Source organism: Pantoea sp. UBA5035 (assembly GCF_002415245.1).
Classification (GTDB): domain Bacteria; phylum Pseudomonadota; class Gammaproteobacteria; order Enterobacterales; family Enterobacteriaceae; genus Pantoea; species Pantoea septica.
On sequence record NZ_DICD01000015.1, the window covers coordinates 97,432 to 109,395 of the forward strand.

14 protein-coding genes and 1 pseudogene are annotated in these 11,964 nt (G+C 59.2%); 8 read left to right on the forward strand and 7 right to left on the reverse strand.

The features are described 5' to 3' along the window. The first annotated feature begins 343 nt into the window (after positions 1-343). Together B3229_RS11945 and B3229_RS11950 are read left to right on the forward strand one after the other, a co-directional pair. Complete coding sequence (locus tag B3229_RS11945; RefSeq protein ID WP_286870976.1) at positions 344-2,308, forward strand: methyl-accepting chemotaxis protein; 1,965 nt, start codon at positions 344-346, stop codon at positions 2,306-2,308. Between the two features lie 166 nt (positions 2,309-2,474). Next, positions 2,475-2,681 (forward strand): DUF2767 family protein, encoded by a 207-nt coding sequence (locus tag B3229_RS11950; RefSeq protein ID WP_048785169.1) that lies wholly within the window; start codon positions 2,475-2,477, stop codon positions 2,679-2,681. A gap of 26 nt (positions 2,682-2,707) precedes the next feature. Here B3229_RS11950 and B3229_RS11955 read toward each other — a convergent pair. Continuing rightward, positions 2,708-3,470, reverse strand: a pseudogene (locus B3229_RS11955) (nucleotidyltransferase domain-containing protein). Between the two features lie 52 nt (positions 3,471-3,522). After that, positions 3,523-4,749, reverse strand: coding sequence for an RtcB family protein (locus B3229_RS11960; RefSeq protein WP_286870979.1), 1,227 nt, complete (start codon positions 4,747-4,749; stop codon positions 3,523-3,525). 187 nt (positions 4,750-4,936) lie between these two features. Between B3229_RS11960 and rtcR the strand changes: the two genes are divergently transcribed. Beyond that, on the forward strand, positions 4,937-6,517 hold the full coding sequence (gene rtcR, locus B3229_RS11965) for an RNA repair transcriptional activator RtcR (RefSeq protein ID WP_286870981.1): 1,581 nt from the start codon (positions 4,937-4,939) through the stop codon (positions 6,515-6,517). A 27-nt stretch (positions 6,518-6,544) separates the two neighbouring features. On the opposite strand, the gene B3229_RS11970 is transcribed toward rtcR, so the two are convergent. Both B3229_RS11970 and B3229_RS11975 read right to left on the reverse strand, forming a co-directional pair. Further along, positions 6,545-7,108, reverse strand: a complete 564-nt coding sequence (locus B3229_RS11970; RefSeq protein ID WP_048785161.1) for a hypothetical protein — start codon at positions 7,106-7,108, stop codon at positions 6,545-6,547. A 62-nt stretch (positions 7,109-7,170) separates the two neighbouring features. Then, on the reverse strand, positions 7,171-7,500 hold the full coding sequence (locus tag B3229_RS11975) for a hypothetical protein (protein WP_286870984.1): 330 nt from the start codon (positions 7,498-7,500) through the stop codon (positions 7,171-7,173). Between the two features lie 213 nt (positions 7,501-7,713). On the opposite strand from B3229_RS11975, the gene B3229_RS11980 reads away from it, so the two are divergent. Then, positions 7,714-7,893: a hypothetical protein gene (locus tag B3229_RS11980; protein ID WP_033747773.1), complete on the forward strand. Its 180-nt coding sequence runs from the start codon at positions 7,714-7,716 to the stop codon at positions 7,891-7,893. A 37-nt stretch (positions 7,894-7,930) separates the two neighbouring features. Here the strand turns inward: B3229_RS11980 and B3229_RS11985 are convergent, their stop codons facing one another. Further along, positions 7,931-8,287, reverse strand: coding sequence for a DUF4186 domain-containing protein (locus B3229_RS11985; protein ID WP_033747769.1), 357 nt, complete (start codon positions 8,285-8,287; stop codon positions 7,931-7,933). Between the two features lie 97 nt (positions 8,288-8,384). Between B3229_RS11985 and B3229_RS11990 the strand changes: the two genes are divergently transcribed. From B3229_RS11990 to B3229_RS12000, 3 genes are all read left to right on the forward strand, one after another. Further along, positions 8,385-8,609 (forward strand): YgdI/YgdR family lipoprotein, encoded by a 225-nt coding sequence (locus tag B3229_RS11990; protein WP_048785159.1) that lies wholly within the window; start codon positions 8,385-8,387, stop codon positions 8,607-8,609. Between the two features lie 124 nt (positions 8,610-8,733). Further along, positions 8,734-9,117 (forward strand): hypothetical protein, encoded by a 384-nt coding sequence (locus B3229_RS11995; RefSeq protein ID WP_048785157.1) that lies wholly within the window; start codon positions 8,734-8,736, stop codon positions 9,115-9,117. 21 nt (positions 9,118-9,138) lie between these two features. Further along, the gene (locus B3229_RS12000) at positions 9,139-9,552 is read left to right on the forward strand and encodes a GNAT family N-acetyltransferase (protein WP_084881874.1); all 414 of its coding nucleotides are present in this window, start codon (positions 9,139-9,141) and stop codon (positions 9,550-9,552) included. On the opposite strand, the gene B3229_RS12005 is transcribed toward B3229_RS12000, so the two are convergent. Together B3229_RS12005 and ldcA are read right to left on the reverse strand one after the other, a co-directional pair. Continuing rightward, the gene (locus tag B3229_RS12005) at positions 9,553-10,215 is read right to left on the reverse strand and encodes an MBL fold metallo-hydrolase (protein ID WP_048785153.1); all 663 of its coding nucleotides are present in this window, start codon (positions 10,213-10,215) and stop codon (positions 9,553-9,555) included. It lies immediately after the preceding gene. 22 nt (positions 10,216-10,237) lie between these two features. Beyond that, complete coding sequence (gene ldcA / locus B3229_RS12010) at positions 10,238-11,164, reverse strand: muramoyltetrapeptide carboxypeptidase (RefSeq protein ID WP_048785151.1); 927 nt, start codon at positions 11,162-11,164, stop codon at positions 10,238-10,240. 167 nt (positions 11,165-11,331) lie between these two features. Between ldcA and emtA the strand changes: the two genes are divergently transcribed. Then, positions 11,332-11,961, forward strand: coding sequence for a membrane-bound lytic murein transglycosylase EmtA (gene emtA / locus B3229_RS12015; protein ID WP_033747752.1), 630 nt, complete (start codon positions 11,332-11,334; stop codon positions 11,959-11,961). The last annotated feature ends 3 nt before the right edge of the window (positions 11,962-11,964 follow it).

Below are 11,964 nucleotides of genomic sequence, written 5' to 3' on the forward strand. Positions count from 1 at the left end.
TAAATGTTACCAAACTGTTTAATTCGTCAGCTTATGATGTGAAGGCGGGAGGGCGCAGAGAAATATAAGGTAAAGCGCGAAACAGATAATTAAATGCGGAAGTAAGTGCTGAAATAACGCGCGGTCGGATCTTTTCAATGCATATTTAACTCCTCTTATCAGTGATGCCAATCACAGTAATCGCTGAAGCTCTGGCGCTATGCGTCGATAACCCATGCTCAGCGCATTTTTTGACGCTGAGTAGGGATCATGAGTACTGATTGCGAACGGACCTGCTTTTAGCCCTCCTTTTTTTTACAACACCAGCCTATGCACGCCTTTTAATTACAGTGGAAATAATAATATGTCTGCTATCAAGACAATGGGTAAACGCTTTTTTGGTTCAGGTTTTGCAGGTGCGTCTCAGCCCGCTAACGGTATTTTTAACTGCGAGAGCCTGCCGGCCTCGCTCTCTGCGGCAGGCCTCAGCTCGCGTGCGGCAGGGGTATTGCTGACGTTCGTGCCGCCCGAGGCCGATTTTCAGAAAGTCAGCCAGGCCTGGCAGCGCTTTACCTCGGCGGATTTAACCGTGATTACGCTCTCCTCTAACGGCGCGCTCAGCACCAGCGGCAAACAGACCACCTACTGCAAAGGGGATGGCCAGGAGGGGAGCTGGCTCTGGCTGCCCCGCAGCCTGATTGCGGAACATGAAACCCATATCGTCGACCTGCATCTCAGCGACACCCACACGGCGACCGATCGCATCAGCGCGATTGAGCAGGAGCTGACCGCGCTGAAGCTGCGTATGCCGCTCTCTGCCGATCGCACCTTCGCCATGATCTACTGCGACGGGCTGTCGGCGTCGGAAGGGTTTTTGATGCAGGCCTGGTATAACAGCGGCCGCTTTCCCTGCCTGGCGATTGGCGGCTCGGCGGGCGGGCGCGTCACCTTCGACGGCACCTGGATCGGCGTAGGCGGTCGCGTGCTGCAGGGGAAAGCGGTGATCGTTTTCTGCCGCATGGCGGCGGGCAAATCCTTTGCGCCTTTTAAAAGCCAGAACTTTGAGCCGCTGAATAAGAGCTGGTTAATCGCGGAAGCCGATCCCGTTACGCGTACTCTGACCTCGGTGTTCAATCAGCAGGGGCAGCAGCAGCCGTTTACCCAGGCGCTGGCGCAACATCTTGAGTGCAACGAACAGCAGCTTACCGAACGGCTGAAAGGGCTGACCTTCGCCGTTAAGGTGGGCGAGGCGTTCTTTATTCGCTCCGTGGCGAAAATAACGAGCCGCAGCGTGCAATTTTTTTGCGATCTGGAATTCGGCGACCGGCTCTATTTGATGCGCGAAACCGATTTCAAACAGGCGACGCTGCGCGACTGGCAGGCGTTTACCGGGCGTCACGGCAAACCGGCGGCGATCCTGATGAACGACTGCATACTGCGCCGCGCAGGCAACGCCGATCGGTTGCACGACGCCCACTTTTTTAAAGGCATTCCCGCCGCCGGCTTTTCCAGCTTTGGCGAAATCCTGGGCGTGCCGATCAATCAGACCCTCTCTGCGCTGGTGTTTTTTAATCACGACGCCAATGCGATGGCGCAATTTCCCGTTGAGTATGCCAGCTATGCGGCGCATTACGCCCAGCGCGCGCTGCGTCGCTGGGAGGCGCTGAACCGCGTGCAGTCCGGCGTGCTGGCGCGCGTGGTGAATTATCAGCAGGAGCTGGCCCCTATCGTGCAGGCGCTGCCGGTGCTGGAAGCGGCGACCCAGAGCCAGAGCGAAGCGCTTACCATGGCTGAAAGCGCTATCCGCGGCATCAGCGATATCGCCAGAGAAAGCCAGCAGGCGCAAAGCCGTTTAGGGGAGGGGCTGGACGATCTGGAGGAGATATCAAACGGCATCAATGTTATTACGCATGGCATCAGCAATATCGCTTTCCAGACCAATATTCTGGCGCTGAATGCGGCGGTCGAAGCGGCGCGCGCGGGCGAAGCGGGCAGGGGATTCGCCGTGGTGGCGGGAGAGGTGCGTCGTCTGGCCCATTCGTCTAAAGAGCAGGCGGAAGCCACCGCGAGCAATATCGACGATGCGGTGAGCACCATTTCACGCATTCGCGACGTGGCCACCAACACGGTGCAAACCGCCACCGATATGGCCGAGCGCAGCATTCACGCGGCCGATACCATCGCCGCGATGAGCCATCGCACGCGCGAGGAACGCGCAGACATGACGAAACAGCTGGATAGCCTGCGCACCCTGACTGCTGGCATGGACGCCATGCAGGAGGCGGTGGCGGAGCTGAAAGTGCTGCAAACGCTCTCAACCCGTAGGTAAGGCATCGCTGGCGCAGCTCTCTGGAGAAGGGCTGCGCCGATGGCGAAGCGAAGCCCTAAGCCTCAGATGCTGTTCCGCCCGCAGCAGGTTTGCGGCGCGTGACGATCCTGACTACTGTTTCTGAATACTCTTTTACGACGACTGGCGAAACCTGGCAGGAGGAGCGATGAAGCGCGATGCATTAAATGAAGATGATTACGACGAAGTCTGCCGGGTCATTGGCGATGCGGTGGTCGTGCTGGCCGAATCGGGCCATGAGACCAAACGAGAAGAGATTTCCGCGCTGCTGAAACGCGCGCGTCAGCACCGCTCCCACAGCGAACGCGATGAGCAGCGGATGCTGGAGCACGCGATCCGTCTGGTTAAGCCTTAAACGCTGGCGGCGCAGCGGGAACCCTTTTAAGCAACCTTGCCCATCACGGTTTTAAACAGCAGCGCATCCAGCAATGTATCATCCTGTTTGTGAGGCGGCGGAGCGAGCGTCGCTTCAGCACGCGCCAGCTCATGCTCGATAAAGGCATGCAGCACGGGGCGACGTGGCCCAAATTGCGCCTCGCCGGCGCGCTGTTTGGCGCTAAGCAGCGCAGCGATATCCTCACGTAACGGTCCCGCCTGCACGGTTCCCTCAAGCAACCGATCGAAGCGCATAGGCGGCGCGCCTTTCCCCGCTTCTATCCAGCGCACCGCCAGCAGCGGACGCAGCACATAAAAGTACTTTTTCAGCCTGACTTCATCGTTCTGCAAATAGTGCTGGAAGTTCTTGTGGGCCATCGAGCGGTAGTGCCAGCGCGCGCTCGGGTGAAAAGAAACGCTCGCCGATCGCCCGCAAGCCAGCCATAACCTCCTCGTCCTGCCGGTATATAACGGGCGAATCGAGCCAGTCAATCAGCGTCGGGTTGGCGCGCTTTAAAAGACCCAGCGCCTTTCTCCACTCCCAGCCGCATACGTCGAGCTCGGCATCGATGGGCTTTTCGATAACGTCGCGCGGCGACTCAACCCGCAGGTACCATTCAGGTTTGTGCACATAGAGAAAACGCACGTCATAATCGCTGTCCGGGGAGGCGAAGCCCCAGCCGCGACTGCCTGATTCGCAGGCGAACACTATCCGGATATCGTGCTCGGCTTCTGTTTGCGCCAGAACAGCGCGAACGCGGGCGCGCATCGACTCGTCAACGCCGTGTAATCCCGTTTCTATTTTCATCCTTCTTTTCCTTTTATCCTTTTACGCAGACCACCTGACGCAGCGTGTGAACGATCTCCACCAGCGAGGACTGCGCTGCCATAACGGCATCAATATCTTTGTAGGCCATCGGTATTTCATCAATGACGTCACGATCTTTACGACACTCAACGTGGGCCGTGGCGCGGATCTGATCGGCGACAGTAAAACGATTTTTAGCGGCCGTGCGGCTCATGGTGCGTCCCGCGCCGTGGCTGCATGAGCAGAAGCTCTCTTCATTCCCCAGGCCGCGCACGATAAAGCTTTTGGCGCCCATCGAGCCGGGAATAATGCCCATCTCGCCCTGCTGCGCCGACACCGCGCCCTTACGCGTAATCAGTACCTGCTGATTAAAATGCTTCTCTTTCTGCACATAGTTGTGATGGCAGTTCACCGCCTCCTGATGGGTGGCGAAGGGTTTAGCGATCGTGGCGGAGAGCGCTGACAGCACCCGATTCATCATCACCTCGCGGTTGTGGTGCGCATAATCCTGCGCCCAGCCTACCGCCTCCAGATAGTCGTCATAATGACGGCTGCCTTCGCGGAAATAGGCGAGATTGCGGTCGGGAAGATGAGCAATATGTTGCTGCATATCTTTCTGCGCCAGCGCAATAAACAGCGTGCCGATCGCATTGCCCACGCCGCGCGAGCCGCTGTGTAGCATCACCCAGACCCGATCGGCCTGGTCGAGGCAGATCTCGATAAAGTGGTTGCCTGTGCCGAGCGTTCCCAGATGCTGGTGGTTATTGGTTTTCAGCAGCTGCGGATAGCGGTCTGTCAGGCGCTTAAATCGTCCGGCCAGTCGCGACCAGTGCGCATCGACGTCAGACGGCGTCTCATGCCATGCGCCTTTATCTCGTTTGCCTCGGCTGCTGCTGCGCCCGTGCGGCACGGCTTGCTCGATGGCGCTGCGCAGGCCGAGCAGGCTGTCAGGCAAATCGGCTGCCACCAGCGAGGTGCGCACCGCAATCATGCCGCAGCCGATGTCGACGCCGACGGCCGCCGGAATAATGGCGCCCAGCGTCGGGATCACGCTGCCAATCGTGGAGCCTTTACCCAGATGCACATCGGGCATAACGGCCATGTGTTTAAAAATAAACGGCATGCTGGCCGTATTCAGCAGCTGCTGTTGGGCTTCTGGCTCGACAGGGACGCCTTGTGTCCACATTTTTATCGGCGCGCCGGCGCCGGACTGGATCAGGTCAAACTGAGGTTTCATCATTTTATCTTCGTTGCTGTATGCGTGTCGTTATACATAGCGAATAGCGTGCCAAACTCAGGAACTAGTGAAAAAGAAATCTAAGTAATTATATTTAAAAGAATTAAATTTAAAGGGGGGGGTTGCCATACTCCTGTCAGGAGCGATAATCTTATCCCGCTGGATAGGCATTTATACAAAAGGATAAACGATGAAAAAACGCGTGGTTATTGGCGTTCTGGGCACGCAGCTCGACAGACGCGGCAAGCGTGAGCATCGCTGGACGAAGTGGCGTCCCAGCGTGGCGCTGTGTCAGCACGATGCGCTGCCCATTGACCGTTTTGAACTGCTGCATCAGCCGCGCGACCTGAGCCTGGCGCAACGACTGGTGGAGGACATTGCCGCCGTCTCGCCGCACACGAAAGTGATCCCGCATGAGGTCAGCCTCAATGATCCCTGGGATTTTGAAGAGGTGTATAGCGCGTTTCTCGATTTTGCTGCGCGCTATCCTTTTGACACCGAGAATGAAGAGTATCTGGTGCATATCACCACCGGAACGCATGTGGCGCAGATTTGCTGGTTTTTGCTCACGGAAGCACGCTACCTGCCCGCCAGCCTGTTACAGACCGGCCCTGGGCAGCACGGAGAAGCAACGCCGCAGGGGGTCTATTCGGTTATCGATCTCGATTTGAGTCGCTATGCCACTTTAACCAGCCGCTTTCAGCGCGAGCAGCAGAGCTCGGTCTCCTTTCTCAAATCGGGCATCGAAACCCGCAACCCGACCTTTAACGCGCTTATCGAACAGATTGAACGCGTCGCGCAGCGCTCAAGCGCCCCGGTGCTGCTAACCGGGCCAACGGGCGCGGGTAAATCCTTTCTGGCCGAGCGCATTTTCCAGCTGCGCCAGTCTCGTCATCAGGTGCAGGGAAAGTTTGTGGCGGTGAACTGCGCGACGCTGCGCGGCGATAACGCGATGTCTACGCTGTTTGGCCATGTGAAAGGGGCCTTTACCGGCGCGCTGGCTGCGCGCGCAGGCCTCCTGCGCGAGGCTGACGGCGGTATTCTGTTTCTGGACGAAATTGCCGAGCTGGGTCTGGATGAACAGGCGATGCTGCTGCGCGCGATTGAAGAAAAACGCTTTTTTCCCTTTGGCGCAGACCGCGAAGTGAGCAGCGATTTTCAACTGATCGCCGGCACGCACCGGGATATGCGTCAGTGGGTCAGGGAAGGGCGCTTCCGGGAGGATCTCTACGCGCGTATCAATATGTGGACATTCAGGCTGCCTGGCCTTGCTGAGCGGCGGGAAGATATCGAGCCTAACGTCGAGTACGAACTGCAGCGCTTTATTCGCGACAATCGCAGCCAGATACGCTTCGACAAAGAGGCGCGCGCCCGTTATCTAAGCTTCGCCAGCGCAGAGGGTGCCGTCTGGCGCGGCAACTTTCGCGAACTCGGAGCCAGCGTCGCGCGTATGGCCACGCTCGCTGAAAACGGCCGCATCACCGCCGCGCTGGTAGAGGAAGAGATCGGCCGGTTGCAGGCCGCCTGGCAGTCCTTTGAGCAGCCGCAGGCGGCGCTACCGGTTAAGCAGGCGGTCGACCTGTTCGATCGCGCGCAGCTGGAAACGGTCCTTGCCGTGTGCCGACGCTCAGCTTCGCTCTCTGAAGCCGGGCGTGAACTTTTCGCCATCTCCCGCCAGCAAAAAAAGCAGCCGAACGATGCGGATCGCTTGCGCAAATACCTTAAGCGTTTTGATTTAAGCTGGGAGGAGACGCAGGCGCATAAGGAATAAACCTGCTTCAGGCCGCGCCGCCAGGCGCTATGCCTGCTGCGCCAGCAGTCCCGGGCGGCTGGCGGGATACCAGCTCACCAGGAAATGCCGCAGGTGATCGAGGCACCACTCCGCCTCGTCGCGCTGCTGGCAGTAGTACATTACCGTCACCTTTTCATACTCCCGCGCGCGCTGACGCAGCGGCGACCAGCCCCAGTCCAGCACGCAGCGGGCGTAGTTAATCAACGCCTCCGGCTGCATATCGTGCTGCGTCGCCTGCTCGCGCAGGTAGCGTCCGAAAGCCTGGTCGAGGGTTAGCGTCTCTTGCTGGGCGATCGGCAGGTCGGGACGGAAGGCGAAATCGATAAAGCCGCATACCGCATCGGCGCGCTGCTGCCAGTCGCACGCCAGCGTCATAAACAGCCCATCCTGCAGATTAATCTCTTCCAGCAGACGCCGCAGATTGGCCGACTGCGCCAGCACCGCAATCTCATCGATACGCTCTGTTTGCAGCGTGAGATCGATGCCGCACGGGTTCAGCGAACCGTCCTCGTTGCGCGTGGCGGGGAAGGGGAAATCGATGTAGCCGTTGTTGTCCAGTCGCTTTTCCATGGGGGGTAAGCCTGCAGCCTGACGAGCCACGACAATAAACTATCTGGCTGCCGGACGCACGCCTAAGGGCACGTCCAGGTGATCATGGTGTCTTCGTGCGGATTGATCAGGCGGAACTGCTTATCCGACAGCCGCTGGGCGTAATAGCCTTCGGCGGTGACGGCGGAGGGGATATATTTGAAACGATCCAGCGACTGCAGTGTCCCACTCTGCACGTTAACGCCGTCGCGGCTGACGGTGAAGGCGCTGACGAGATCGAAAATCGTCGCCTGCGTCTGCCCCATCGGCTGGCCGTAAATGGTGCTGACTTCGCCAGCGCAATCGACCCCTTTCGGGCCGGAGGCGCAGCCGGCAAGCAGCGTAATAAAAGTGAAAACGGTGAGTCGCAACATATCCTGTACCTGCTTCGATCCCTGGGTATCCCGTGGCGCTGATTTTGACGCGTTGCGTCCCGGCTATTGTGATCATAGCAGGTCTGGCGCGGCATCCCATTTGCAGTTCGATTAATAGTTAAGCTTTAAACGTGCCAGAGGGTGACTTGAGTAGCACATTAAAGGTATTCTTGCCATCTTTGCGCACCAGTTGGGCGATTTAAGGGAAACTGAATGAAAGAAGAAGAAGCCAGTCTAATGATTATCCGTCATGCGATCGAGAGGCTTGAAGCGGAAAAGAAGCAGCAGGTGATCTCCTGCGTGGCGGCGATCCGCGATGTTATGCAGGGATACGACGAGGAGGACGCCTCGCTGGCGTTAATGCTGGTCGCCGCCGAGGTTGCGGCGGAATAAACGTCAGCCCGGGGCTGCATGATGCGGCGCCGGGCTTTTAGCGGTTCATCTCACTCACCAGCCAGCGGTGGATCACGCTGACAATCCACGCCTGCTGCGCGTCGTCCAGCGGCTGATGAGCAGCGATACCGTGCCACTTCGCCAGGCAGCCGCGACAGCAGGTCGCCGTAGCGTGCTGGGCGATAAACACCGGATGGCCGCGCATCGGCGTCTGCTTACCGTCATTCTTCGGCTCCGCCTGCGCCAGTCGCTGCGCAACAAAATCCGCCGCATGCCGATCGATCACCTCCGGCCCTTTCGCCAGACAGTACTCACGCTCCTTGACGCCCAGATGAAAGCGCCGCCGAAACGGCGACTGCGCCAGCCGCTGAAACAGGGCATCTTGCCGGTCCATAGAATCTCCTTTAGGAATCAATGCGTTTTAAGCCTCTTCCTGGTTTCGCTTTGGCGAGTCTGTGCTAAACCTAAAGCGAACCCAGGAAGGAGGAAATATGAAAAAAACAGTTATGGCGATCGGTATCCTGAGCGCGGGCCTGATGCTGGCCGGCTGCGCGAATGACCACGTGCTGCACACCAACGACGGCCGCACTATTGTGGCGCAGGGCAAGCCGCAGGTGGATAGCGACACCGGTATGATCACCTACAAAGACGTCTACGGTAAAGAGCAGCAAATCAATCGCGACAGCATCAAAGATATGTCGCAGGTTGGTAACTAACGACAGCTTTTGTCACACTTCGGCCCGCCCTGCGCGGGCCGTTTCGTTTTTCCCTACCGTTTGTTGTGTTATTCTAAAAATAGTTAACTAAATCAGAGCATAACTTCAACGGAGCCTGGAGATAATGAAAGCGACTTTGCTCACACTTGGTTTGCTGAGCTGCGCCATTGCGCCCGCCTGGAGCGACACCCAGTTCCAGATCACCTGTCCCGGCCGTCCCACCATGACCATTTCGCGCGCCGCCTATGGCCTGAGCACGCTTACCTGGCCGCAGCACCATTTTCAGATTGCCGCCGGCCAGCAGCATACCCGGCTGAAGGGCGGCGACAGCGTCGCCATTACCCGCTTTCGCAACGGTGACCAGCTGATCGTCAATAAAGCGAGCGAGGAGACCTTCTTCGTTTACCGCAACAGCAACCGGCTGTTACCCTGTAGCCGCAGCGAAACGCGCGATGTCGACCAGCTGTCGCTGGAGCCCTATGACGATCGCGCCCACCCGCACTCTTAACCCGCTTTAGCCGGAGAGTCTATGCAACTGAACGTTACCGATGCGGTCACGCATCAGGATCTGGATGAGGTACGCCTCGGCCTGAACGCCTTCAACAGCCGCTTTATCAATATCGACGAGATCAAAGCCATCGGCGTGTTCGTCACCGACGAGCACGGCAAAAAACGGGCGGGACTGACCGGCTCGACCACCGGCAACTGGCTACGTATCGATATGCTGTGGGTCAGCGACGCGCTGCGCGGGCAGGGCGTCGGCACGCAGCTGATCGGGGCCGCGGAAGAGGAGGCGCGTCGGCGCGGCTGCCGCTATGCGCAGGTCGATACCGCCAGCTTTCAGGCGCGCCCGTTCTATGAAAAGTTAGGTTACAGCCTGCGTTTCAGCCTGGATAACTATCCGCGTCACCATCAGCGCCACTATCTCAGCAAGGCGCTGTAATCAAAATAGCGGCTGCTGGCGCATATCCAGCGGCTGCTGCTCCGCCTCGTCGATCGCCGCCAGCCAGCTTTGCAGCGTCACCTCGACCCATGAAAGATGGCCGCGCGTGGTGCTCATCAGCACCACATCGGGCCGCAGCGTGCGGTAAAACTCCAGCGACTGCTTGAGCTCGTGCGGATTGCTGTCCGCCACCAGCACCGTGATCCAGCGATGGTGATCGCGCGTCAGGGTGTCGCCGACGAACAGATAGCTGCGACCCAGCGGCGAATGGTAGAGGAAGCTGCTGCTGCCTGGCGTATGGCCCGGCGTCGGCAGCAGATGGAAGTCGCCGAAGTGCGTCTCCTGCTGGCTGAAGGTATCGTCCGGCTCCAGCACCCGGCTGATGGGGCCGAGAGAACGGCTGTGGCAGTAGAGCGCGCTGTTAAAGCGCTGCTGGATCACGGCGGCGCCCGGCGCCGCTTCGTGCCAGTGGGTCAGGTAGTGGCGGATCACGCCGCCCTCGTCGGCCAGCACCTCATGATCGAGCGGGTGCTCCACGCGGCCAATCAGCAGGTTGCCGCGCGGATGGCGCAGCATAAAGCCGTGCATCATTAAATCATTAACGGCATCTTCCACCGGAAATTCCGGCGTGGAGATCCACAAATCGTCGTACAGCGGCTTCAATGGCGATCTCCCTGAGAACGGCTTAATGCTCGGGTAATACGGGATGGCCAGCGGCCTGCAGTTCGGCCTGATGATTCGCCACGCGCAGACGGGCGCGCGCGCCAAGCGGCAGCGTGACGGTATCCGCATCATGGCCAAAGGCCAGATCGCTTATCACCGGCAGGCCGGTGACGTCGCGCAGATATTGCCAGACGCTGGCGAAGTCAAACCCGTTGTCATAGTCGCTGAGCGCGCTGCTGGTAAAGCTGCCGGTGATGATGGCGCGCTGCCGCGCCAGAATGCCGCTCTGCTGCAGCTGGATCAGCATGCGCTCGATGCGGAACGGATGTTCATTGACATCCTCGATCACCAGAATGCCGTCATCGAACTGCGGCAGCCAGGGTGTGCCGATCAGCGAGCAGATCATCGCCAGATTGCCGCCCCACAGCGTGCCCTGCCACTCGCCGGCGTCCGGCGTCTCGCTGCGCCAGCCAACATTGACTGTAGGCGAAGTCAGCGCCTGCCAGAAGTGCGTCAGGGTAAAATCAGATAAAACCTCCGCGCCGAAATTGCCGGCCAACATCGGCGCGCTAAAGCTGACAAGGCCGGTCTGCGCCAGCAGGGCGAGCTGCAGCGCGGTAAAGTCGCTGTGGCCGCACAGCGCCAGCGGCTGATTCAGCAGGCGGCGCTGCAGCCCTACGTAGTCGATCTGCGCCAGCAGACGGCTGGCGCCGTAGCCGCCGCGCACCGCCAGCACGATGTCGGGCAGCGTCTCGAGCTGCGCCAGTCGGTTGAATTCGGCGAGGCGTTCGGCGTCGGTGCCGGCGAAACGCTGAAAGCGGCGGCCGATGGTTTCCAGATTATCGACCTGATGGCCCGCCGCGCGCAGCCGTTCAACGCCGCGCCAGGCGGCAGGCTGATTGTGACAATATCCGGAGGGCGAAATGAGATGAACGGAACGAGAAATCATAAGGCTATTCCTGCGGTTAGCGGGCGATTAACTGGCCGATGATGACGAAAAGCGCGACGGAAGTCACTGCGCGACACGGTTTTTTACGCAATTAGGATAAACGGTAATTTTGCTGCGGCGCGCGCCAGGTATGATAGCCTGCGACCACATTGCATCAGGATGAAAAATTGGTGAAATTTCGATACCTTGCCCTTTCCGCGCTGCTGCTGGCCGGCTGCGCCAGCGAACCGTCAAAACAGGTCGTTAAGCAACGAAATACGCCGCTAACCCAGGCGCCGCCGTCGAATATCAACGCCACCTGGGCGATGTTCACCGAAGATGCCGCCAGTCATTATGGCGTTGATGAGAAACTGCTCAGCGCCATTATCACTGTCGAATCGGGCGGTAACCCCGGCGTCGTCAGCCGCTCCAATGCGGTAGGGCTGATGCAGATTAAAGCCGCGACGGCGGGCAGGGAAGTCTATCGCGTGCAGGGGCGCCGCGGTCAGCCGTCGAACGCGGAACTGCGCGATCCGGCGAAAAATATCGATATCGGCGCCGCCTATATCAAGATTCTGCAGGAGTCGGCGCTCTCCGGCATTCGCGACCCGCTGACGCTGCGCTACGCCACTATCGTCTCCTACGCCAACGGCGCGGGCGCGCTGCTGCGCACCTTTTCCCGCGACCGCGACCGGGCTATCGCCATGATCAACGCCATGTCGCCGGACGAGTTCTACCAGCACGTTCAGAACAAGCATCCCGCCGCGCAGGCGCCGCGCTACCTGTGGAAGGTCACCACGGCGTACCGCACCATTTAACGC